Origin of the sequence: Candidatus Symbiopectobacterium sp. NZEC151, assembly GCF_025962655.1 — a bacterium.
Classification (GTDB): domain Bacteria; phylum Pseudomonadota; class Gammaproteobacteria; order Enterobacterales; family Enterobacteriaceae; genus Symbiopectobacterium.
Map to the genome: position 1 here is coordinate 393,317 of NZ_JAGFPE010000001.1, position 25,007 is coordinate 418,323.

Sequence of the window (25,007 nt, forward strand, 5' to 3'; positions counted from 1 at the left end):
TATCAGCGTAGTATCTGAATAAGCACCGTCGTTGCACGTCGTACACCATGATTAAAATCCATGATGGGGCCACGCGGTGTGAATTATGTTGTGAAAACATTAACGCTTTGTATAAGGATGTTCTGGGACGAATTGATTTTTCAGATATCGATGATAAGGGTGGCAGGCAGTAAATATTATATCATCGGCTTTTGTAAGTAAAAAAACCAATCGTGTTTGCTTCATCCTACAAAATAACAGAATAAAGGAACCGAATTATGAAAAAAAAGGTGCTGTTATTCAGTGCGCTGGCACTCGCTTTTTCTTCCATGGCGCAAAGTGAGACGCCCGAGTCTACCGACCTGCTGATCATCGGTGCTGGGGGCGCTGGCATGTCTGCGGCCATTGAGGCACATAACCAGGGTGCAAAAGTTATCCTGCTGGAAAAAATGCCGTTTGCCGGGGGCAACACGGCGCGCGCCGAAGCTGGCCTGAACGCAGCGGGCACGTCTTATCAAAAAGCCAAGGGCATTCAGGATAGCCCGGAGCTGTTCTTCCAGGACACCATGAAAGGCGGCCGTAACATCAATAACCCGGATCTGGTGCGCACACTGTCTGAACGTGCAAAAGATTCTGTACAATTTTTGAAAGATAACGGCGCTGAACTGGCCGATTTAACCCGTACTGGCGGTGCCAGCGTGGATCGTACCCACCGGCCTGCCGGGGGCGAACCGGCCGGTAGCTTCATTGCCACCGCGTTGATCAAAAAAGTGAAAGCGCTGAATATCGATCTGCGCACCAATACGTCCGCCACTGAAATTGTGCAAAATGACAAGGGCGAAGTCACCGGCATCAAAGCGAAAGGCAAAGATGGCAAAGAATTTGCGCTCAATGCTAAAAAAGTGATGATCACGTCCGGTGGATTTGGTGCCAACTTTGACATGATCAAGCAATACGATCCGAAACTCGCCAATTTCAAAACCACCAATGCGCCGGGTTCGCTGGGCGAAGGGGTTAAGATGGCGGAAAAAATCAACGCCAAGCTGGTGGATATGGAATATATCCAGATTCACCCCAGCACCGTGCCGGGCAAAGGTATTCTGATCACCGAAGCCGTGCGTGGTGATGGCGCGATTTTGATCAATGAAGAGGGCAAACGTTTTATCAACGAATTGCAGACGCGTGATGTGGTCTCTCAAAGTATCCTGAAACAACCGGGCGCTCACGCGTATCTGGTCTTCAACGATGACTTGGTAAAACAAAACAAGACCATCAACAGCTACTTCAAGCAAAAACTGGTGGCTGAAGGTGATACACCGGAAGCGTTGGCTAACGCCATCAAGGTTGATGCCAAAGAGTTGCCGCAAACGCTGAAAACCTACGCTGGCTATGCAAAAGCCAACAAAGATACCGAATTTGGGCGTGACAGCTTTAAACAGGCGCTGGATAGCGGTAAATATTACGCCATTGAAGTGACGCCGGGCATCCACCACACCATGGGCGGTATTGCCATCAACACCAAAGCGCAAGTGGTCAACAAAGACGGGAAAGTCATCCCGAACCTGTTTGCAGCGGGTGAAGCGGCGGGCGGTGTCCACGGTGCCAACCGTCTGGGCGGTAACTCACTGGCGGATATTGTTACCTTTGGTCGCATCGGTGCCGATGAAGCAGTGAAAGAAATCAAAGCAGGTAAATAAGTCATATTCTTCAGGGGACGCCGCTTCGTGAGCAGCGGCGTTGCTGTTAACACAAAACCAGAGAAAGCGAGAGCATGATGAAAAAAATCGTTCCATCGTTGGTGGCTACTGCCGCCTTGTTGTTTGTTGCCTCAGCCGGCGTTCAGGCTGCCCAAACGTATAAAGACGGTACTTACACCGGCAAAGCGCAGGGTAAAGAAGGGGAGATCGAAGTTTCGGTGAAAGTCAGCGCGGGTAAAATTGCCAATGTGGAAGTGGTAAAACACGAGGACACAGAAGCGCTGATGCTCGGTGTCATTGATAATATCGTGCCGGAAATTGTGGAAAAACAAACGGCAGACGGTATTGATGCAGTGACGGGTGCCACCATGTCCAGTACTGGTGTACTGGAAGCCGCGAAACAAGCGCTGGCGCAAGCGAAATCCTAATCGGTTAGACGCCTGTGGCCGATGTCACAGGCGTTATTACTGTCCTCACTGTTTATTCCTCTTTATTCTATATACCAAGCGGTATTTTTTTTATTCCAGCAATAACCCCTGCGTCGATATTCTCTCCTTTACTACATGTTATCGTCGAATGTTTTCATTATGTTGATGCCATGCGGGAATATTGATAATAAAAAGGTTTCATCATGCTGCCAGGTGTAATTCATCAGCAGTGGGAAAACTTGAGGTGTTATCATTTCATGATCGAGTTAAAATAATTATTCTGCTATGGGTGTAGTATTTGAAAGGCAGCGTCGTTGCACGTCGTAAACCATGATTAAAAGCCATGATGGTGCAATGCACTGTGAATATGTTGTGACACTATTATTGAATAAAGGAATATATCATGAAAAGAAAGGTGCTGTTATTCAGTGCGCTGGCACTCGCTTTTTCTTCTATGGCGCAAAGTGAGAACCGGGAATCTACCGATCTGGTGATCATTGGTGCCGGTGGGGCGGGCATGTCCGCTGCCATTGAAGCACACAACCAGGGTGCTAAAGTTATCTTGTTGGAAAAGATGCCGTTTGCCGGGGGAAATACCGCGCGCGCAGAGGGCGGTTTAAACGCGGCGGGCACGCCTTATCAAAAAGCCAAAGGTATTGAGGATAATCCTGAGCTGTTCTTTAAGGATACGATGAAAGGGGGGCGGAACATCAATAACCCCGAACTGGTGCGTATCCTTTCAGAACAAGCGAAAGACTCGATTCAATTTTTGAAAGCCAATGGCGCTGAATTAGCGGATGTGTCGCGAGCGGGCGGAGCCAGCGTCGATCGCATTCACCGGCCAGTGGGAGGGGAACCCGCAGGCAGCTTTATTGCTACGGCGCTGATCAAAAAAGTCAAAGCGCTTAATATTGACATGCGCACGCGCACTTCTGCGACGGAAATTATCAAAAATGATAAAGGTGAAGTCACGGGTATTAAAGCCAAAGGCAAAGAGGGGAATGTTTATACCATTGATGCCAAGAAGGTGATGATTACTGCCGGTGGATTTGGTGCCAACTTTGACATGATTAAACACTACGACCCCAAGTTGGTTGGTTTTAAAACGACCAATGCGCCAGGCTCGTTGGGTGAAGGGGTGAAAATGGCGGAAAGTATTAACGCCAAGCTGGTGGATATGGAATATATCCAGATTCACCCAACCACCGTCCCAGGAAAAGGTATTCTGATCACGGAAGGGGTGCGCGGTGATGGTGCCATTTTAGTCAATGAACAAGGGACGCGTTTTATTAATGAATTGCTGACGCGCGACGTGGTCTCGCAAAACATTTTAAAACAACCTAACGCCCATGCTTATGTGATATTTAATGACGCCCTGGTTAAACAGAATAAGACCATTGACACCTATTTTAAACAGAAACTGGTGTTTGAAGGTGATTCCGTTGAGGCCCTTGCCACGGCCATCAAGATGGATCCTAAACAGCTGTCTGCCACGCTCGCGGCCTACACCGGCTATGCAAAAGCGAAAAAAGACACCGAGTTTGGCCGTGAAAGCTTTAAGCAAACCTTGGATAGCGGGAAATATTACGCGATTGAAGTGACGCCGGGCATCCACCACACCATGGGCGGTATCGCCATCAACACCAAAGCGCAGGTGGTCGATAACCAAGGTAAGGTGATCCCGAACCTGTTCGCAGCAGGTGAAGCGGCGGGCGGGGTACACGGTGCCAATCGCCTGGGCGGTAACTCACTGGCGGATATCGTTACCTTCGGCCGGATCGGTGCCGATGAAGCGGTGAAAGAAATCAAAGCCGGTAAATAAGCGTCACCAAAAGCAGCGCCTGTGGCAGGGTCCACAGGCGTTATTGCATGTTCTTGCGTTCAGCGCGGTAGCAGGAAGAACAATCGCTGTTAAACTTTGTCACAAAAGCTTTTTCTGCTGCGCAGTGCGTAGCGGCGAGCGCTAACTTATAATGCCCGGGTTGTTACCGATACCGTAACCGTTATTTATTTAAGACGTTGAATAATGATTAAAAAACATAAGTTTTCTCTGCTCGCATTGCTGTTGCTGTCCACGCACATGACATTCACCCCCTCCGTGTTGGCGAAAACGGATGCGCCAGCCATTGCAAGCGCGCATCAAGAGATCGCCTCAGGCAGTGCGATGGTGGTCGATCTGCGTGATAATAAAGTGCTTTATTCCACTAACCCCGACGTGGTGGTGCCTATCGCCTCTGTCACCAAACTGATGACGGCGCTGGTGGTGCTGGATGCGAATTTACCGTTGGATGAAATTATCTCGGTCGATATCAGCCACACGCCGGAAATGAAGGGCGTTTATTCTCGCGTCCGCTTGAACAGCCAAATCAGCCGTCGCGACATGCTGCTGCTGGCCCTGATGTCCTCGGAAAACCGCGCTGCTGCCAGTCTGGCACATCACTACCCGGGGGGCTATCAGGCGTTTATCGCCGCGATGAACGCCAAGGCAAAAGCGTTGGGCATGACGCACACCCGCTACGTGGAACCAACGGGGTTGTCGATCAACAACGTTTCTACCGCACGCGATCTGATCAAATTACTGATCGCCAGCAAGCAATATCCGCTGCTGAGTCAGTTGAGTACCACGCAGGAGAAAACCGCCACCTTCACCAATCCGGGTTACAGCCTGCCGTTTCGCAATACCAATCATCTGGTCTACAAGAATGACTGGAATATTCAGTTGACCAAAACCGGGTTTACCAATCAGGCTGGGCATTGTCTGGTAATGCGTACCGTGATCAACCAGAAACCGGTGGCGCTGGTGGTGCTGGATGCCTTCGGGAAGTACACCCACTTTGCGGATGCCAACCGTCTGCGCCGCTGGATGGAAACCGGACAAGTAACCGCAGTTCCGGGGGCGGCACTGAGCTATAAAAAGCAAAAAGCGCTGGCTTCACGCGCGCCGGGTCAGGTGGCTCGCGTCGCAACGGATACCGAATAACGCATTATCACGCAGCAGTTGTGTGGCAAACCCTGACGGATACCTTGTCCGCCGGGGTTTCGTTCCCCACCGTCAGGCGCGAAAATCGTTCACCACAACGCGCTTGCCGTTATCCGTGACTTCATCTTCATGGGCGGGTTCGCGCCAGGTTTCCGCTAAGGCGCTGGTGTACCAGCGTTGCATGGCAGGTTGCGCTAACAGATGCTGGCAGTAGCTATTCACGGTTGCTGAAACCGGCAAATTATAGGTTTGAATGCGAAACACCACCGGTGCGAAAAAGGCATCCACGGCGCTGAAAGCATTCCCTGCCAGAAATGGCCCACCAAAACGGGTGAGTCCCTCCGTCCAAAGCACATCAAGACGCGCCAACTCGGCGTGCAATGCCGCTGAAATCTCTGGTAGCGCTACGCGTACACCACAGCTCATTGCACACTGATTGCGCAGTGCGGTAAAGCCCGAGTGCATTTCCGCTGATGCGCAGCGGGCCCAGGTGCGCGCCGCGCTCTCTTCCGGCCACACGCCGCGATGGCGTTCAGCCAGATATTCAATAATAGCCAGCGAATCCCACACCACCTGCTTGTCATCGGCCAGACAGGGCACTTTTGCCGTTGGAGAAAAGGCTTTGAAAGCGGTTTGTACCGCACCTGCACTGAACGGTGTCAGTTGTTCGGTAAAAGGAATCTCCAGTGCGGTCATCAATACCCAGGGGCGCAGCGACCAGGACGAATAGTTTTTATTGGCGATATGCAGTTGATACATCGTTAGTGATGCTCCAGGCAGTTTATACCCGTCATACTTCAAGCTGCAGGTGCGTTGGCTGCGCTCGTTATTCGGCCCATCCCTGGGCCTCACCTCTAACGAGGCCGCCGCACGCGGCGTTCAAATCTGCTCCCGGCAGATTTGTCACCCGAATCACTTACCTGGGTAAGCTCATCGGGGTTCATTCGCTTGCCGCGTTACGAGACTCATAAATGAGTCTCGCCCTAAAGGGCCAGCGCAAGCGCTGTTCAAAACGTAAACGTTTTGTCCTGCAACTCGAATTATTTAGGGTATAGCGGTGGGGAATATAAGTAGGAGTATCATGAAATGCGCTTAATGACACGCGGCAGATGAGAGATGGCGCAGGATTGCGTAATTCTTTCAGTTTTTACTAAAGACAATCAGAACAAATACATTATGATTACGCGCTGGATATTTTGACGACGTTAATGACGTCATCTTCAAACCTCACAGGCGCTCCCCGATGACGTGGAGTGCGGCATGCTTGGGCTAGAATAACGAATGAAATGGCTTACCCCTTTGACGATTGCGATTGGCTTGGCCTGCTCTCCGGCCGGGGCGCAACTGACCAACACTGTGCCGGTTGCGGCGCAAAGCGATGCAGCACAAAGTCATGCAGCACAAAGTCATGCAGCCCATCAGGCGCAGCGTGATGCCTTTGTCTCCGATCTGCTGCGTAAAATGACCACCGAGGAAAAAATCGGACAATTACGTCTGATCAGTGTGGGAACCGATAACCCGAAACACGTGATCCGCGAGATGATCAGAGACGGGCAGGTTGGGGCGATCTTCAACACGGTAACGCGTCAGGACATTCGAGCGATGCAAGATCAGGTGATGGAACTGAGTCGCCTGAAAATTCCGCTGTTCTTTGCCTACGATGTGGTGCACGGCCATCGCACCATTTTCCCGATCGCGTTGGGGTTAGCCTCTTCCTGGGACATGAACAACATCGCCAAAAGCGCACGAGTCTCCGCCTACGAAGCCACCGAAGACGGGCTAAACATGACCTGGGCACCGATGGTGGATATCACCCGCGATCCACGCTGGGGACGGGTATCGGAAGGCTTTGGCGAAGACACCTGGTTGACCAGCCAAATTGCCCGCGTGGTGGTGAAAGCCTTTCAGGGCGAGGCCCCGACGGACAGACATTCGCTGATGACCAGCGTCAAGCACTTTGCCCTCTATGGCGCGGTGGAAGGCGGACGCGATTACAACACTGTGGACATGAGTCCCCAGCGTATGTTTCAGGATTATTTGCCGCCGTATAAAGCAGCGATTGATGCGGGCAGCGGTGGGGTGATGGTTGCGCTGAACTCCATCAACGGCGTGCCTGCAACTTCGAACCGCTGGTTGTTAAAAGATTTACTGCGCGATCAGTGGAAGTTCCAGGGGATTACCATCACCGATCACGGCGCGATTAAAGAGCTGATGAAACACGGTGTGGCGAGCGATCCGCGCGACGCGTCGCGTATTGCCCTGAAATCTGGCATCGCGATGAGCATGAGCGATGAATATTTCGTGAAGTATCTGCCTGAGCTGGTGAAAAGCGGCGCTGTCACAGCGCAAGAGCTGGATGAGGCTTGCCGTCAGGTGCTGAACGTGAAGTATGACATGGGACTGTTTGCCGATCCTTACCGCATGCTGGGCGTTGCCAGTAGCGATCCGGTGGACACCAATGCGGAAAGCCGCTTACACCGTGCCGAGGCGCGCGATGTTGCCAAACGCAGTCTGGTGTTGCTGAAAAACCGCCTCAATATACTGCCGCTGAAAAAATCAGGCGTGATTGCGGTGGTTGGGCCGTTGGCGGACAGTAAGCGCGATACCATGGGCAGTTGGTCTGCGGCCGGGTTAGCGCGCCAAACGGTGACCGTGTATCGCGGTATTCGCACCGCTGTGGGCAATGACGCGACGGTATTCTATGCCAAAGGCGCTAATGTCAGTAACCACAAAGGCATTATCGATTTCCTGAACCAATATGAAGATGCGGTGCAGGTTGATCCGCGTTCTCCGCAAGCGATGATTGATGAAGCGGTGGCCGTGGCGAAGAAATCTGATGTGGTGGTGGCGGTCGTTGGTGAAGCAGCCGGTATGGCGCACGAGGCTTCCAGCCGTTCCAACATTGATTTACCGCAGAGCCAGCGCGATCTTATCGCCGCACTCAAAGCCACCGGCAAGCCGCTGGTGTTGGTGTTGATGAACGGTCGCCCGCTGGCGTTGGTGCGTGAAGATCAGCAAGCGGATGCGCTGCTGGAAACCTGGTTTAGTGGAACCGAAGGGGGCAATGCCATTGCCGATGTGCTGTTCGGTGATTATAACCCGTCAGGCAAGTTGCCGATGTCCTTCCCGCGCTCGGTTGGGCAGATCCCGATTTATTACAACCATTTGCCAAGCGGTCGTCCGTATACGCCGGAAAACCCCGGCAAGTACACCTCGCATTACTATGACGAAGCGAACGGTCCGCTGTATCCGTTTGGCTACGGCTTGAGTTACACCACCTTCAGTGTGTCAGACGTGAGCATGTCCAGTCCGCTGATGAAACGTAACGGCAGCGTGAAAGCGAGCGTAACGGTCACCAACACCGGTAAGCGTGCTGGCGAAACCGTGGTGCAGTTATACCTGCACGATGTGGTCGCTTCAATCAGTCGTCCGGTCAAGGAACTGCGCGGCTATGAGAAAGTCATGCTGCAACCGGGCGAAAGCCGCGTTATCAGCTTTACCGTTACTGAAGACGACCTGAAGTTCTACAATGCACAAATGCAGCAGGTGGTTGAGCCGGGCAAATTTGAGGTATTTATTGGTCTGGATTCGCAGCGTGTGAAACAACAGAGCTTTACGCTGCTCTGATCCCCGTCAGGTACTCACGATCCTCGGCATTTGCCGGGGATCGTCTGTCTTAACGGCATGGTTGGTGCGACGCTATCAACCGCCGTGAACCAGAATGATGTAGCCGACCAGCATCAGACCGCTGATGCCGCCTAACGTCATCAATGAAAACAAGCCGATCATGGCGATTTTGCCGAGATTCATAAGGTTATCCTTTTGTTAATCGCCATAAATTATAAAGCCTCTTGCGTATGAAACAAGCGGCCTGCACGTTTAACGGTATCAACCCGGCCATAACCCCAGCAACAGATAACCGCCAAACAGCATCAGAATAGCCCCTGCGCCGCGTTCAATCAGATAAAGGTAGCGTTGCAACGCTTGCTGTATGCGTTGTTGACCAATAACCGCAGCTAAGGCGATATCCCACAGTAATACCACGCTGAACATCCACCCTCCGCTGACGGTTTGCTGTATCAGTGTGACGGATGGGCCAAGAATACTGGCCATCAGGCTGATATAAAACAGCATATTTTTGGGATTAAGCAACGAGGAACCCAGGCCAAGTAACAACTGGTGTGTCAGTGAAGGCAGGCGATGTGTTTCTGTGGCCGTTAGCGCGGTGGTACGTGCTGAACTGCGCACCAACTGTGAACCTACCCACAGCAGATACAGCGCCCCGGCGAGTTGCAGCACAATAAACAGAGGGGGCGCCTGCTGAATGGCAGCGCCGCCCAGAATAGCCAGCAGGATATAGCATCCGTTGCCGAGCGCGATGCCTACACAGATGCCGATACTGCCGCGCAGGCGGTGGCGCAGCGCATAGGCGGCCAGCAAGAAGAAATCGGGACCGGGGCTGAGCAATGCGACAAAATGCGCTAAAGCGAGCGCGGGGAAATGGGCAGGAAACAGGGTATCAATAACCATAACAGTGACCTCAACAAAATAAACGAGGCCAAGTCTAGTGAGCTTGTCGGGCTAATTATTGTCAAATAGTGATCGCGGCAGAGGGGGACCCGCTTGCTTGCTGATATTGTCCCGGCGTCGCCGCCGTGTGCAGCACAAAGATTTTGTGAAAATGGCTTTGATCGCTAAAGCCGCTTTGGTATCCGGCATCAGCCAGCGGTACGCCCTGCTTGATCAGCGTCTTGGCATATTCAATGCGCGCATTGTTAAGGAAAGCCATGGGCGTGATGCCGGTATCTGCACGGAAATGTCGTACCAGTGTTTCCCGGCGCAGGTGCAGTTCCTGTGCCAGCGTGGTCAGCGACGGCGATGTTTGCAAATTGCTCAGCAGACGCTGGCGCATATAGCGCGTTGTGGATTGCTCCGTGAGTGGCTGCTGGGCAGAACAGTAACGAGACAACAGCGTGGATACCATTGCGTTCAACTGCGGTGTCGCGCTGTGTATATCGTGGCGATACAGGCTATTGAGCAGTTGCAGGCCATCACCAAACAGCGCGGGGTCTTGTACGCACACTGGGTGGCAATGGAGTGCGGCCACCGGCTGCCCGCACTGTTGGGACAAAATCGCCCGGCACCAAGCCGCATCGAGGTAAAACATATGATAGCTGCGCGTTTGTCCGGGCAGCGGGGTACAACTGTGCGGCGCATCGGGGTCTATCAACACCATATCCCCCGCGCGCAACAGGTGGTCTGCTCCGCGATAGTGGCAAACGGTGTTACCCGCCACGACTAAACCGAGGGAGAGCTGGGTGTGCGAATGGGTTTTGTAACCCTGAGCGCTGCACCAGGTTGAACGGCACTCGACCTGAGGCAGGTGCGGAGAAAACCAATACGCTTGTTTGACGCGGTGCACCGCAGACATGGGAAAGACTCGTTATCCGTATTTTCTTTACCCTACTGGCTGCGTGCGGGTTTGTCGAGGGGAATGGCGGCTGACGTTTGCCGCCGTCTGTGGGACAATAGCCGCAGAATTGGACAGACATTGAGATGGCATGGCGCTTACCCCCACAATCAAGCAGCAAATCGACCAGTGGTATAAGGCGCTGCAACAACATATTCCTGATTTTATCTCTCGTGCTCCGCAGCGACAGATGATCGCCGAAGTGGCGAAAACCCTGGCGGGGGAATACCCGCGTCACGCGGTTATTGAGGCACCCACTGGCGTGGGTAAAACCCTGTCCTACCTGATCCCCGGCATTGCAATTGCGCGCGCAGAAAGCAAGACGCTGGTGATCAGCACCGCCAATATCGCGTTGCAGGATCAGATTGTGACCAAAGATCTGCCGCTGCTGAAAAAATTCATCCCGGATCTCACCTTCACCGCCGCTTTTGGCCGGGCGCGCTATCTCTGCCCACGCAATCTGGCGGCACTGACCTCCGAGACGGCGCAAGGGGATTTGCTGGCGTTTCTCAGTGATGAGCTGGAACCGGCCAGTAAAGAAGAGCGCGGGGCCTGTCTCAAGATGGCGAAAGCGTTTCAAGGCTACGAGTGGGATGGCATGCGCGACCACTACAGCCTGACGGTCGAAGATACGCTATGGCGTAAGGTCAGTACCGATAAAGCCAACTGTCTGGGTAAAAATTGCCACTATTACCGTGACTGCCCGTTTTTTATCGCCCGCCGTGAGATTGAAAATACGGAAGTGGTGGTGAGCAACCACGCCTTGGTGATGGCGGCCATGGAGAGCGATTCGGTGCTTCCGGCCGCGAAAGATCTGCTGTTGGTGCTGGATGAGGGGCATCACGTGCCGGATGTGGCGCGCGATTCGCTGGAAATGGCGGGGGATATTACCCCGGCGTATGTCAAAACGCAGTTGGACAGTCTGATCCAACTGGTGGCGACCTGTATGGCGCAGTTCCCGCCCAAATCGCCGCCGCGTCTCACCCATCCCGAGCGGTTGACGGCACATATTGAAGAGATGCTCGAGCAGAACGCCGCCTTTGTTGCCATGAGTGAGCTGTTTCTGGGGGGCGAAGGGCAAGAAAGCGAGTATCGCTTCCCGATGGGGGTGATGCCGGAAGAGATGCGCCAGGTGTGCGTACGGCTGCATAAGTTGACGGATGGCCTGCGTGGCTTAACCGAATACCTGTCTCACGATCTTGGTGAGAAAACCGGTAAGCACGATGTGGTGCGGGTTCATCAGGCGCTATTGCGCATGAGCCGTGCCATGGGCTATCTGGAGAGTAAAACGCAGCTCTGGCATTTGGCTGCGCTGGAGAAAGTCTCCAATGCGCCGGTATCCAAATGGCTGCATCGGGAATACCGAGAAGGGCAGTGGCGGCTATCGTTACATTGTGCGGGAATACGCGTTTGTGACCAGCTCGACCGGCTACTGTGGCGCAATGTGTCGCACGTGGTGCTGACCTCTGCGACCTTACGCTCCCTAAACAGTTACCAGCGACTGAAAGAGCTTTCTGGCCTGGATGAAGAGGAGGGCGATCGTTTTATTACGCTGGATTCGCCTTTCAACCACTGTCAGCAAGGCAAACTGGTGATCCCCAAAATGCACTGTGAGCCGTTGTTGGAAAATGAAGTGCCACACATTGCCGAAATGGCGCGTTTTTTCCGCCAATCACTGGCGCAGCAGGCGCACAAAGGGATTTTGGTGCTGTTCGCCAGCCAAAGGGCGATGCAGCAGTTTCTCTCACAGGTCACCGATTTGCGCTTGATGCTGTTGGTACAGGGGGATCAGCCGCGTTCGCGCTTGATTGCGCTACACCGCCAACGCGTTGAGGCGGGCGATGTCAGCGTACTGGTTGGCTTGCAATCTTTTGCCGAAGGACTGGATTTGAAAGGTGAGCTGCTGTCGCAGGTACATATCCATAAGATTGCTTTTCCCCCGATTGACAGCCCGGTGATCCTCACTGAAGGAGAGTGGCTAAAAAGCCAAAAACGCCATCCCTTCGTGGTACAAAGCCTACCCGCCGCTTCCTTTAACCTGATTCAGCAGGTCGGGCGCTTGATTCGCAGCCATAGCTGTTTTGGCGAGATCGTTATCTATGACAGGCGTTTGTTGACCAAGGGATACGGTGCGCAACTGCTGGCGGCGTTGCCGGTATTTCCCATTGAACAACGCGATGTGCCAGCCTGATATAAACATGCTATTTTTGCACAAAGAGATCGATCGTCTTTTTCGCGGGAGAACGCATGGACTTTACCACCATCATCAAAGAGGTCGGGCGGGGGAAAAATCACGCACGTGATTTGGATCAAGACGCCGCCTACACGCTGTATCGTCATATGCTGCAAGGTGATGTGCCCGATCTGGAACTGGGCGGTATACTGATTGCCTTGCGAATCAAAGGGGAAGGTGAAGCAGAACTGCGCGGTTTCTATCAGGCTGCCAGCGAGCAAGTGTTACGCCTGCACGCGCCTGCGGGTCGCCCTATGCCTATCGTTATCCCTAGCTACAACGGTGCGCGACGTCAGGCCAACCTGACGCCGCTGCTGGCGTTACTGCTGGTTAAATTGGGCTTTCCGGTGGTGGTGCACGGCGTTGAAAATGACCCAACGCGGGTAACCAGCGCGGAAATTCTGCAAGCGCTCGGGGTGAAAAGTGCGAACAGCGCCAAGGCGGCGCAGTCATTGATTGATGAGGGCTTCCCGGTATTCATTCCAATTTCAGCCCTGAGCCCTGCCTTGGATAAACAGTTGCAGCTACGCTGGCGCATGGGCGTGCGCAATAGCAGCCATACGCTGGCTAAATTGTTGACGCCGTTCGGTGAGCAAGAGGCATTGCGTTTAACCAGCGTTTCTCATCCGGAATACGTTAGCCGCCTTAATCAGTTTTTTCTGGATATCGAGGCGCGAGCGCTGTTGATGCACGGCACGGAGGGCGAGGTGTATGCTAATCCACAGCGCTGCCCTGAAATTCACTTTATCCAAGGCCAACACAGCGTAGTGCTGCAACAGCGCCAGGATATTGTGGTAGCGCCGGATAAGTTGCCGATCGCCCGTGATGTGGCGACGACCGCGCGTTGGACCGCGCAGTGCCTGGCGGGGGAAATTGCGCTACCTTATGCCCTGCGTTTGCAACTTGCCTGTTGTCTGGTTGCGGGCGGTATGTCTCCGACCATGGAACAAGCGGTGGCGACGATTAGTAAACGTTTTGGCTAAAATACCAGTGTCTGAGCGCTAACATCACCCTTCATCCCCTGAAAAACCAGTCGAATACATTTGGTATTCACTGGTTTTTTTTCGACGCGTTTATCTCCCCCCCGATAGGTTTCCTGGTTACGACGGTTATTTGTTATTCACCCGTGCTAAAACTGATGATAATCAGATCGTATTTATCGAGTAATAAAGGGATTATCGCGAGCTCTGTTATATTTCTGTGTGTTAATTTCTATAGCAGGGGAATGGTTTAATTTGTATTTAGTACAGCGCTATATTATATGCCTTTAAGCAATATGCCCTATAACTATATAAGGAAATATCATGCCAAGAATTTCTTTGGTGGCGGATCAGCATCGACAAGTCATCGGTAATTATACTTATCAGCAAGATAAAAAATATGGGGATCAGCGTCAACAGGATGAGCAGGTAAAACGATTAGCCAGCACGCCGGGATTACATTCAGGAAATAGGGACAGGCACAGTATAGCTCATGCGCTATTACAGCTTTTATCATTACTCAGTACGGTGTCTAATAGCACGGTGAGCACCGCAAAGGCGTTAACCGGTTCGGAATTACAATCAGTTACGCCACGCAGCCCAGAGGGTGTGCCGCAACATGTCACCTTGAGCATCGGCATGATAAATCAGCTCGATAAGGCATCGCGGCCAGCAACGGGAGTAACACCTCTTTTCCCTATGCCTCCGGCTGAGGTGCTAACAACACACCCTATTATCCGGCATCGAAAAACGCCTTCGGTGAATAATGGAAAAAACAATGAAAACCTCATCCATTTTTTGAGAAAAAAAGGGGTGTTACCGTGCAGTGAAAAATATTGTGCTTTATCTAAAGAGCAACTGGTCTCTGGGGTTGCACATTGGCTTTTTAATATGGACATTGAGGGTGACTCAGTGCCATTACACAGAATGGATATCGTGGCCAGGCATATTCTCCGTGCCTCAGGGGAATATGGAAGTCAAAAAGGAGAGCATCTTTCGCGTGAGCAAGTTGCGATAGTGATCAGAAACTGGGTGTTTGACACCTTTCTGGGAATGCCACTCAGTGAATATTTAACCCGAAAAATGGCAACTGCTGATTACCCTAATTATTATACTGTGAGCAGTATTAAACACCTGGCGGCCTTGAGCACGCTTGACAGTGAAAAACATGTTAACCTAGAGAGCGTCCCAACAGAGTGGCGAGCCGATCTTGAAGCAATGTGGTCGTCATTTTTGCAAAAAGAGTTGCCGTTGCTCTGCTTCTCCGAGCAAAAAATAGATGACCTGTCATTAAACAGCACCGAATTTAGTCATTTGTATACGGGTACACGCTTCCTATCTGATGTTGGCCAGTTACGTCACTTTAACCGTGAGCAGAGTATTCAACTGGGCGAAGCGCTATGGCGTATTGCCCTGGAAGAAGGCGTCAGTGCCGATAAAGTGGTCTATTTTTTACTTCCAGCGCTGTTTTTTGCTGCTGAAAAAATACCGGGAAGGATCCATTCGGAAAAAAGATTTCACAGTATAAGTAGAGATATTATCGATAATTATATTGAGATCAGGAAAAAGAGTGAAGCAACGCGGCAACGGTTAATCACACAGTTGCAATGTTATCAATCTGCCGTAGACCACTGGCTCAGTAAAGGGCAATTGGCTGAAAAAATTATTGCTGATTGTCCGCCCCATGAGTTACCGGCTCTAGATGACAGGGCGGATGCCATACGAACACTGCAACAAAAACGTGAAAAATCGCAAAGTCAATCCAAACAGCTTTATATGAATGGTGTATTAAAACCTTGCCGCGCAGCGCCAGACAGCCTGGATGGCGAGTACCATCGATTGACGAAAAACGTCTCTGATTGCTTCGGTGAACTGGATAAAAGCCTGATCGGTTCTGTGTTGGAAAACATGGAAGAAAATGAGCTTAATTTCTTTTTTTCACCGAATGCGACGGTCTACCCTGCCTCTTTTAGTATGAATACGCGGCACGCCATGATTGTCGCTTATAACTATGCGCTGGATAAGAATTTATATATTAATTTAGAAAAAACAGATCTTCTATCTGTAATCCATGGTGAGCAGGAAAGAATTTACGCGCTGAAGTGGGGAGGCCAAGATACATCCAGCGGTTATTCTATTGTCAGGGTTGACCGTGATATTCTGCGTTACATTGAAGCTGATGTTCTCGATTATCGGGATTTTGGTCGTCATCGAGTGGTTGCTGGCCGAGAATTAACAACCGATAAAGATACGTTTCATTTCACTATTCTTACTGACCGAAAAAATCCATTGGGGAATGGAGATGATAAAAATAAAATCATTGGCACGTTGAGCGATATGCACAGTGAAAATCTCTATCACTTGCTCTACAAGACGGGCAATGATGCGTCTGAGTTGCAAAACGCCTGGAAACTCGTCAGTAAGGTTGTTCCATTCTATGACTGTATCGATGGAATTATCAATAATAATCCCGTACAGGCAGTGCCCTCGTGCATGATGGATGCGCTGGCGATCGCCCCTGTATTGTCTCAGGCTGCGCGTATGGGAGGGAAATTTGGTATGGGGTTAGGGAAGGCCGCCTATCATGCAAGAAAGGTTTTACGTAGAGGAGAAAAAATAACAGGAACTGAGGTCTTTTTGAAAGAGATATCAGTACCTACCCTGCAAGAAATGACGTCGCTGGGAAAAAACACACTCAGAAGCCTTGATCCCGGATTTGAACTTATGACAGGTATAGGAAGAGGATTTACTGAAAAATTGGTCGCTTTCCTCAACAGAGACAAAAACACTATCGCCCTTGCAGAAAAACTCGTCTCTGAACGGTGGCTGGAAAGGCTGCCAGTGCCTCCCTCTTCTGTCATTTCCGCTCGACTGCCTTATTCACAGGTAAGTGTACCTGTAGAAAGAATCAGCAGAGTGAATCATCCGGGTATTTATGTATTAGCCAATCCTGACACTGGCGCATTGGCGGGTAAACGCTTTCTATTGAACCAGGATAATCAGCTTATTCCACTGCATCGCCAGAATGTGATGCCACAGCATCTCATTCTTAACGCACAGATTCCTGAGCTGAAAAATACACATCTTCTCTACAATATTCCCCGGAGAATTGTTGAGGTTAACTCACAGACATTCGATGTTAATCTGGTAGAAAATGAATTTATCGAACACCTCGGTGTCTCTTTGTTAACCGATTTTTTACCACCACGATTTGGTCATACTCCCGAAAATAGAATAGATGTGGACCTTACTTTTTATCGGGAAACGGTGTTGGAAAATTACTTTCCCGACCAATGGTTGGACATCATCGCGGCAAAAACTGAAATGTCACATGTTTATATTCATAGTGTGGCCGATGGGCTTGAGTCTATCCCCGAAAGATTCTATTTTTTAAGAGAGAATTTATGGTACTTCACTTCAACCATTAATGATGCGAAAATAATGTCCAATGAGGTGAGAAATAAAATTTATGAAGTGTATTTCTCAAACGTTGAAAGGCGAGTTGATGCCGATATTTCTGAACGTATCATCAGTGATTATATGGAAGAAGTGCTTGCTATCGATACGCCTGAGATCATTGGTATCGCGTTGGAAAGACTCAAGCACTATTTAGATAAGATTTGCCATTATTTTGATAACTATTATGACAAAATCTATCTGGCTACCGCCAGACGAAGCGGCGTACCCTATGCCGAGACGCAAGGTTCATTAGGGTTTACTCACTATATTGATGCCAATAGGCGTGTAATGATTTTAGCGGACAGGTTTACTAATAGTGAATTATTTAATAATGCATTGCATTTGACGGCATTGCATGAGGTCTCCCATGTTGCTGGTGGAACGAGAGATTTTTTCCCGAGCCCCTACACCTCGAGAATTGGCGAGCCGGAGGATATCCCCGAGGCGTTCGAAGATCAATTAACCGGGAGAGATCAAACCAACATTTTACACTTTGATGATGACTTTTTAGAGGCTTACGCACAACGCGTCGGTATTCAACGCCCCAATATTGAACGGTTTAAACAATTGGTTCTCAATGACGATATGCTCAGAGCCAATATTATCATGGATAATGCTGATTCACTGGTCAATATTATCGATGATCTCCATGGCCGCTTGTTCCCCAGCAGGATGCCGCGCGATGTCGGGCAATCATCTATGCAATCCAACATATCAAAAGGTATGATTAAGAAAGCCTTGTTAAGCCTGACCGCTGTGGTAAGTGAGAGCAGAAAGGGGGCTTGATGTTTACTGACCGACGCCCTGATAGGGGCTTGGGTCAACTTTAGAAAGGGATGCATATGCAACAGGCTTTAGCGTATTTCAATGCTCTGAATCGCGACTATCTCGCCGTGCATCAGGAGAAAGAAGCGTGTTTTTGGCAACACTATATGGGGATTGGCGGTGACAGCGCTGCGGAGAAGTTCGCTGCTGCTGAAAGCGCCTATAAACGCTTTATCGCTGATCCTGAACGGTTGAAAGCGTTGCGTACTCATATTGCTGCGCTTGAAGCCCTGCCAGACGTGGGGCAGACCTCGCCGGTGGCTGAGTTACTGCATGGCTTGCAGGGGTGGTATCGTTTTTTTGATTGTAATGTGATTGAAGATCCGCAGGCGCAAGCGCTGATGGATGAGATTATCGCTGCGGAAAGTGCGCTCTATACGCGACGGAAAAATTATGAGGTCACTCACCTGAATGCTGAGGGGGTGAAAGTCTCTGCCTCCTTAGGTGAATTGCTCACCAATCAGGCAACCAACGACAACGAATCTTATCGCCAAAGTTCACAACAGGCCCTACGCGATGTGGAACAGTGGTTATTACACCATGGTTTCCCTGAACTGATTACACTGCGTAACCGGTTTGCCCGGCAGATGGGATATCGCAATTATTTTGACTATAAAGTGAATAAAACGGAGCGAATGACTCCAGAACAGTTGTTTGCCATTCTCGACCGTTTTGAAGCGCAAACGCGCGAAGCGAATGCGCGCAGTCTGGCCGCCCTCGCGAGCGAGAAGGGCGACAGCGCGCTGCAACCGTGGAATATTCGTTATGCCAGCGCAGGAGACGTTACCCGCCAACTCGACCCCTATTTTCCTTTTTCCGCCTCGTTAGAACGCTGGATTAACAGCTTTAAGCGACTGCACATCGGGTTTAATGGCGCAGAGATGCAACTGGATTTGTTGGTGCGTAAAGGTAAATATGAAAACGGTTTTATGCATGGCCCGGTTCCGCCCTTTGTTCAGGAAGGGCAGTGGCTGCCGGCAAAAATCAATTTCACCAGCCTGGCTAAACCGGACCAAGTGGGCAGCGGCGCAACGGGTATCAACACCCTGTTTCATGAAGGCGGCCATGCGGCGCATTTTGCCAATATCCGTCAAAATGCACCTTGCTTCTCGCAGGAGTTTCCGCCTACATCGATGGCTTATGCGGAAACGCAATCCATGTTTTGCGACAGCCTGCTGCACGATGCTGACTGGCTGAAACGCTATGCCAAGAACCGTCAGGGCGAAGCGCTCTCTGATGCGTTGATTGAGGCCGATATCGCTGTGCGCCAACCGATGCGTGCTTTTAACGAGCGCCATATTCTGTTGGTGCCTTACTTTGAATGGCAGCTTTACAGCATGGATGATGATGCACGCACGCCAGCTACCATCACCCAGCTGGCGCGAGACATCGAGCAGCGCATTTTGGGCGTTGGCGGGAGCCCGCGCCCTACCATTGCCATTCCGCATCTGTTATCGATGGAGTCGGCCTGTTCATATCAGGGTTATCTGCTGGCGCTGATGGCGGTTGAGCAAACGCGGCATTTCTTTCTCAAGCGCGATGGTTATCTCACGGATAACCCGGCCATTGGCCCGGATCTGGCCCTGCATTACTGGCGACCTGGCAACAGCGTCAGCCATGATGACACGCTGCGCAGTCTGACAGGCGAAGGGTTCAATCCGGCTTATCTGGCTCAGGCTTGTAATTTGACGGTTGAGCAGGCGTGGCAGCAGGCGCAAGCGGCTATCCAGCATGCCGCCCAGCATCCGCAACCTGAGGCTGATGCCGATTTGAACGCCCATATCCGTATTGTCGACGGTGCTCGCGTGCTGGCAGACAACCGCGATGGCGATAGTGCGATGTGCGAGGCGTTTGCTTTGTTTATTGAGCGCGAATATCCGCATATAGCGTGAATCGCTAAACCTTCTCGCTTCACCTCTGCCACCCGAGAGGGGTAAGGCGGCATACTATCGGCTGGCAGCAGGCGTAGTCAGTGGCTGTACGGCCAGACGCAATCCCATGGCCTTGAGGATTGCGGTCAGACTGCTCAATGCCGGATTGCCTTTGGGCGATAGCGTACGATATAACTGCGTGGGATTAAGGTGTGCTTGTTCGGCTACGCTCTGCACTCCGCCAAACGCTTGTGTGAGTTGGCGCAGAACGCTTAACAATTCCGGTTGGTCACCGTTGCTGAGAATATCATTGATTACCTCAAGAGCCAGAGCAGGATCGTTGCGGTAGAGCGTAGCCATTGCTTCGTCATGGGGTCTGCTTCTTTTCATCTTTGCCTCGTCGTTGCCCTGCGGCGGTCAAATAGTGCTCAATCTGATAGGTGTGCATTTTCGTTTATAAACGACTCTTCGTCAAGTGTGTTAACGCCTTGGCATTCCTCTACCGTATCGATGACTGACGACGGGCAACGGGATTGTCATGTCTAAGGTCATGGAGAACCTATTGGGGAGGGTAGCGTTGTGGTCACTAAAAGATCTATTCCGTGGGCAGGATCAAATGTAAACCTGGGAGAGGGCTCGAAGAGCGTTGTTTACTGATGTAATCTCAGGTGGATGGATAAAGAAAACGGGCGTAACCGTCAGGATACGCCCGTTATTGCGAACATGAGTACGAAGTCGCTCTATCAGGAAACGTGCTGCAAGAACTCCCGCAACCGCTCGCTGGGGGGATTGGTGATCAGTTCTTCAGGATCGCCATCTTGAGCGATACGGCCTTTATCAATAAAAATCAACCGTGAAGCGACTTTATGAGCAAATCCCACTTCGTGCGTGACGATGACCATGGTCATGCCTTCGTCCGCAAGATCTTTCATTACTGTCAGCACTTCGTGACGTAATTCGGGATCGAGTGCCGAGGTTGGCTCATCAAACAGCATCAGTTTGGGTTTGACGGCGAGTGCACGGGCAATTGCCACGCGCTGCTGCTGACCGCCAGAAAGCTCGGACGGAAAATGGTTCGCACGTTCAGACAGACCCACTTTCGCCAACAGTTCCAGTGCCAGCTTTTCAGCTTCCGCTTTGCTGGCACCGCGCACGCGAATCGGGCCAAATGCCACATTTTCCAGCGCGGTCAGGTGTGGGAAAAGATAAAATTGTTGAAACACCATACCCGCTTCCTGACGGATAAGGCGCTCATCAACTTTAGGGTCGTTCACTTTCAGGCCGTCGACAATCAGCTCACCGCTGGTAATTTCTTCCAGCTTATTGATGCAGCGCAGCAGGGTGGACTTACCGGAGCCTGAAGGCCCGATAATCACCACCACTTCACCCTGGTTGATATTCAGATTGATGTCATGCAACACCTTTGTCTGACCAAAGTGTTTAGAAACGTTCTTGAATTCAATCATATAATTTTAAGTTTTCTTTCCAGAAGACGCAAAATGAAACTCAGTACCAAGGTAATGACCAGATAGATCACCGCAACCGCACTCCAGATTTCCAGTGCGCGAAAATTGCCCGCAATGATTTCTTGTCCGGAACGGGTCAGTTCCGCCACGCCGATAACGATGAACAGCGAGGTATCTTTGATACTGATGATCCATTGGTTGCCTAATGGAGGTAACATCCGACGCAACGCCAACGGTGCAATCACATGGCGTAGCGTATCGCGTTTTGATAGCCCCAGTGCCAAACCTGCCTCACGAAACCCTTTGTGAATCGACAATACCGATCCGCGCGTAATTTCCGCGATATAGGCACCGGAGTTGATCATTATGGTGACTACCGCAGCGGCGAAAGGATCGATACGCACCGACGTCAGGATCATCGGCAAGGCAAAGTAAATAAACATGACTTGTACAACAATCGGTGTGCCGCGGATGATTTCAATAAACACCAACGCGATGTTATTGGAGATCCAGCTCCCGTAAACGCGGGCAAAGCCCGCGACAACACCGATAACCAAGCCACCCAGCAGACCCAGCACGGATATCAGCAAGGTCATTTTTGCCCCTTCTAACAGAAGAGGCAGAGAAGGCCAGATGGCACTCCAATCAAACTGCATGAACGTTCTCCAGACTGATACGGCAATTATTTCGGTTCAGTGCCGAACCATTTTTTATAAATTTCAGCATAGGTGCCGTTGTCACGCAGCGTTTTCAATGCCGCATTTACTTTTTCACGCAGTTCGCTGCCTTTCGGGAAGGCGACACCGTATTGTTGTGCCTTGATGGAATCACCCACCGCTTTAAACTGACCGTTGCCCGCTGTTTTGATGAAGTACAGGATATTCGGCGTATCATGCAGTACCGCATCGGCACGACCGACACCTAACTCCATGTATGCATTATCAATATTCGGGAACTGGCGCAGTTCTTTCGTCTTGATATTGGCTTTGGCGTAGTCAACTGAACCGGTGCCGCTTTTCACCGCCACCACTTTGCCCGCCAGATCCTGTTCACCCTGAATGCTGGTGTTGTCTGCTTTTACCATCACCAGCAAGCCGCTGTTGTAGTAACCATCAGAAAAATCGACGGCGCGTTTGCGTTCTTCAGTGATGGTGATCCCTGCCAGCGCCAAATCAATATTGCGGGTTTGCAGGGCAGGAATAATACCTGCGAAGTCCATCGGTTTCAGGGTGTATTCCAGTTTCAGTTCTTTCGCGATAGCGTCCCAGAGATCGATGTCGAAGCCGACGTATTTATCGCCTTGCTTGAACTCGAAGGGAACAAACGCTGTGTCTGTGGCAACGATGAGAGGCTTGTCCGCCGCGTAGCTGGAAACGCTCATGGTCAGCGCCAGCGCTGCCAATGAGGCCTTAAGTAGTGATTTCATCCGATCCTTCCTAATTAGCCGTTTGTGGGAAGCCTGTTTCAAGCAGGCACTACTAATAATAGTATTTAAGGAAAAAAGCTGTAGAAACAGAGGGTTATATTTTATAACTCCTTGTTTTTATTCAGTGTCGCCAATGCACGCGAACGTCGCCTCCGGCACGGGACGCCGCTATGAATAACTGATTATGCTGCGAGACACAACCGTTGATTGTGTTTGAAGGGATAAAAGCTAACTTTTTGTACGAATATTAAGAGGAAAAAGTGCAAAGGGTAGGGTACATAAAGCGTAACGGAATGTGTAGGCCATCGAGAACAGCATGTCTACGATGGCCCGCTAACCTATATGCCGGTATGACGCGGCGGTTATTCAGCGATGTTGGCTTCGATAAACCACAGGAATTTATCCAGATCGCGAGAGGCTGCCGTTAACATATCCGCACTGTCTTCATCGTCAGTTTTCGCAATAGCACTGCGCACTTCGTTCGCGACAACGCCGTAACGCTCCGCCAGCGCTTTCAAGTGATCCTGTACGCTGTGGATATTGGTTGGGTAGCTTTTCAGCGAGGTCTCTTTATTAATGACCTGTACCGTACCCAGTGCAACGCCACCCAGTTGTACTACGCGCTCTGCCAGCGTATCCAGATGGTCGGTAAGGGCGGTGCGGAAGCCATCCAGCATTTCGTGAACGGCGATAAAATTGGCGCCGCGCATGTTCCAATGGGCTTGCTTGGTGATCAATGACAAATCGATTAAATCGACAACTAACTTGTCCAATAGCTTGATGGTGGACGTTTTGACGTGCTCATCCAGATTATTGCGGGTATAGATGAGGTCGGATGCTGCTGCTTTTACCAATTTAGCCGTAGCCATAAGGTATCTCCTCCTGACAAGTGAAATAATAATCTGACTGCTCAATGGAAATAACTATAGCAGAGTTCGATGCAGGGAATAACAAGGTAATACCTATTATAGAAATTGCCCATGTACTGTGCAGGTGTATCTCTTTTTGGCTGATTTAATTATAAAAATCGCTCATCGTTATTATAGTAAATAACCATAATGAATGAGAGTTATTTAGCTCTGGTAATACCCTACGGCTATTCAGACGCTGGTATCATCCGTAATGCAATATATCTGAAAGGGACCTTCTCTTGCCGCAGTAGGTTGCCTGCAAGAGAAGAAACGCGATTGAATTCAGGCGGAGTGGGGTGTCAGCCTTGGGCGCTATCGGTGATGCGTGCTCGTTTTACTGTGAGCGTTGCACCGAGGGAAGCGGCAATGATGCAAAACAGCGCTAACCATTGTGTCAGCAACAGATGCTCACCGAGAAACAGAATCCCGGAAAGAGCGGCAATGACAGGCTCCATGCTCATCAGCGTGCTGAAGGTCTTGGCGGGAAGACGGGTCAGTGCCATCATCTCCAGCGAGTAGGGCAGTGCCGTGGAAAGGATCGCAATCGCGATGCCAAGCGGAAGAATGGCAGGAGAGAGCAACGACGTGTCTGCGAAATAAGCCCCTACAGGGCAAAACACCATGGCCGCAATCAATGAGCCAATCGCTGCCGTCGCTGGGCCATGGTTGGCGCCCGCTCTTTTTCCGAACACAATATATAACGCCCAGCAGGCTCCTGCGCCGATGGCACAGAGCGCGCCTTGCATATCGACGTTGGCGATGTCATTGTCCAGTGGCAATAGGAACCACATACCGGCTAGCGCCAAAAGAATCCAAAGGAAATCGAGCGCCTGACGCGACGAGAAAATGGCTACAGCGAGTGGGCCGGTAAATTCAAGCGCGACCGCTACGCCAAGTGGAACAGTGCGAATAGAAAGATAAAACAAAAAGTTCATGCCACCGAGGGTCAGGCCGTACAGCAACAGCGGCAATCGATTCCCCTGAATACGCATGCGCCAGGGTTTAAAAACAACGCACAAGATCAGAGCACCAAGCCCAAGGCGCAGTGCGGTGACGCCGGGTGCCCCTACTAACGGAAACAGGTTTTTCGCTAAAGCAGCCCCACTTTGGATGGAAAGCATCGCAATCACGATCAGAAGAACAGGCAGCAGCATCGAGCTGCGCAAAGCAGATAAGGTCATCCTTTGGGCCTTGATAAGCAGGGAAGTCGTTACGATGGTGTGGGAAAAGACGCCCATAAATTAGGATTTTTCCACATTAATCTAGTGTAAAGGATTTGTCG

19 protein-coding genes are annotated in these 25,007 nt (G+C 50.9%); 9 read left to right on the plus strand and 10 right to left on the minus strand.

Annotation, left to right across the window (positions count from 1 at the left end; translation table 11 throughout):
• Positions 1-257: 257 nt before the first annotated feature.
• The 4 genes from J5067_RS01795 (at position 258) to pbpG (ending at position 5,084) form a co-directional block, all read left to right on the plus strand.
• A complete protein-coding gene (locus J5067_RS01795) occupies positions 258-1,676 on the plus strand; it encodes a flavocytochrome c (protein ID WP_264650291.1) in 1,419 nt (472 codons plus the stop codon).
• A gap of 74 nt (positions 1,677-1,750) precedes the next feature.
• A complete protein-coding gene (locus J5067_RS01800; RefSeq protein ID WP_264650292.1) occupies positions 1,751-2,104 on the plus strand; it encodes an FMN-binding protein in 354 nt (117 codons plus the stop codon).
• Positions 2,105-2,507: 403 nt separating this feature from the next.
• Entirely contained in the window at positions 2,508-3,926 is a 1,419-nt protein-coding gene (locus J5067_RS01805) for a flavocytochrome c (protein ID WP_264650293.1), read from the plus strand.
• 204 nt (positions 3,927-4,130) lie between these two features.
• A complete protein-coding gene (gene pbpG, locus J5067_RS01810) occupies positions 4,131-5,084 on the plus strand; it encodes a D-alanyl-D-alanine endopeptidase (protein ID WP_264650294.1) in 954 nt (317 codons plus the stop codon).
• Positions 5,085-5,156: 72 nt separating this feature from the next.
• On the opposite strand, the gene J5067_RS01815 is transcribed toward pbpG, so the two are convergent.
• A complete protein-coding gene (locus J5067_RS01815; protein WP_264650295.1) occupies positions 5,157-5,843 on the minus strand; it encodes a glutathione S-transferase family protein in 687 nt (228 codons plus the stop codon).
• Between the two features lie 522 nt (positions 5,844-6,365).
• Here J5067_RS01815 and bglX point away from each other — a divergent pair.
• Positions 6,366-8,711, plus strand: a complete 2,346-nt coding sequence (gene bglX / locus J5067_RS01820; RefSeq protein WP_264650296.1) for a beta-glucosidase BglX — start codon at positions 6,366-6,368, stop codon at positions 8,709-8,711.
• A gap of 75 nt (positions 8,712-8,786) precedes the next feature.
• Here the strand turns inward: bglX and J5067_RS01825 are convergent, their stop codons facing one another.
• The 3 genes from J5067_RS01825 to J5067_RS01835 all read right to left on the minus strand — a co-directional run bounded on the left by J5067_RS01825 (position 8,787) and on the right by J5067_RS01835 (position 10,515).
• Entirely contained in the window at positions 8,787-8,894 is a 108-nt protein-coding gene (locus tag J5067_RS01825; protein ID WP_264642145.1) for a hypothetical protein, read from the minus strand.
• A 78-nt stretch (positions 8,895-8,972) separates the two neighbouring features.
• A complete protein-coding gene (locus tag J5067_RS01830; protein WP_264642146.1) occupies positions 8,973-9,614 on the minus strand; it encodes a LysE family translocator in 642 nt (213 codons plus the stop codon).
• Positions 9,615-9,675: 61 nt separating this feature from the next.
• Positions 9,676-10,515, minus strand: coding sequence for an AraC family transcriptional regulator (locus J5067_RS01835; RefSeq protein ID WP_264650297.1), 840 nt, complete (start codon positions 10,513-10,515; stop codon positions 9,676-9,678).
• Positions 10,516-10,645: 130 nt separating this feature from the next.
• On the opposite strand from J5067_RS01835, the gene dinG reads away from it, so the two are divergent.
• The 4 genes from dinG to J5067_RS01855 all read left to right on the plus strand — a co-directional run bounded on the left by dinG (position 10,646) and on the right by J5067_RS01855 (position 19,943).
• Positions 10,646-12,745, plus strand: a complete 2,100-nt coding sequence (dinG, locus tag J5067_RS01840) for an ATP-dependent DNA helicase DinG (RefSeq protein WP_264650298.1) — start codon at positions 10,646-10,648, stop codon at positions 12,743-12,745.
• Positions 12,746-12,801: 56 nt separating this feature from the next.
• A complete protein-coding gene (gene ybiB, locus J5067_RS01845) occupies positions 12,802-13,770 on the plus strand; it encodes a DNA-binding protein YbiB (RefSeq protein ID WP_264642149.1) in 969 nt (322 codons plus the stop codon).
• A gap of 321 nt (positions 13,771-14,091) precedes the next feature.
• Complete coding sequence (locus J5067_RS01850; protein WP_264650299.1) at positions 14,092-18,012, plus strand: hypothetical protein; 3,921 nt, start codon at positions 14,092-14,094, stop codon at positions 18,010-18,012.
• A 56-nt stretch (positions 18,013-18,068) separates the two neighbouring features.
• Positions 18,069-19,943 (plus strand): M3 family metallopeptidase, encoded by a 1,875-nt coding sequence (locus tag J5067_RS01855; protein ID WP_264650300.1) that lies wholly within the window; start codon positions 18,069-18,071, stop codon positions 19,941-19,943.
• Positions 19,944-19,997: 54 nt separating this feature from the next.
• Here the strand turns inward: J5067_RS01855 and J5067_RS01860 are convergent, their stop codons facing one another.
• From J5067_RS01860 to rhtA, 6 genes are all read right to left on the minus strand, one after another.
• Positions 19,998-20,312: a DNA-binding protein gene (locus tag J5067_RS01860; protein ID WP_264628834.1), complete on the minus strand. Its 315-nt coding sequence runs from the start codon at positions 20,310-20,312 to the stop codon at positions 19,998-20,000.
• A 353-nt stretch (positions 20,313-20,665) separates the two neighbouring features.
• Complete coding sequence (gene glnQ, locus J5067_RS01865; RefSeq protein WP_264642152.1) at positions 20,666-21,388, minus strand: glutamine ABC transporter ATP-binding protein GlnQ; 723 nt, start codon at positions 21,386-21,388, stop codon at positions 20,666-20,668.
• A complete protein-coding gene (glnP, locus tag J5067_RS01870; RefSeq protein WP_264642153.1) occupies positions 21,385-22,044 on the minus strand; it encodes a glutamine ABC transporter permease GlnP in 660 nt (219 codons plus the stop codon). The genes glnQ and glnP overlap by 4 nt, the downstream gene beginning before the upstream one ends.
• Positions 22,045-22,070: 26 nt before the next feature.
• The gene (gene glnH, locus J5067_RS01875; RefSeq protein WP_264642154.1) at positions 22,071-22,814 is read right to left on the minus strand and encodes a glutamine ABC transporter substrate-binding protein GlnH; all 744 of its coding nucleotides are present in this window, start codon (positions 22,812-22,814) and stop codon (positions 22,071-22,073) included.
• A gap of 362 nt (positions 22,815-23,176) precedes the next feature.
• Positions 23,177-23,683 carry a DNA starvation/stationary phase protection protein Dps gene (gene dps, locus J5067_RS01880; protein WP_264642155.1) on the minus strand — a complete coding sequence of 169 codons (507 nt, stop codon included), beginning with the start codon at positions 23,681-23,683 and terminating at the stop codon, positions 23,177-23,179.
• Positions 23,684-24,024: 341 nt separating this feature from the next.
• The gene (gene rhtA, locus J5067_RS01885; RefSeq protein WP_264650301.1) at positions 24,025-24,906 is read right to left on the minus strand and encodes a threonine/homoserine exporter RhtA; all 882 of its coding nucleotides are present in this window, start codon (positions 24,904-24,906) and stop codon (positions 24,025-24,027) included.
• Positions 24,907-25,007 lie beyond the last annotated feature (101 nt).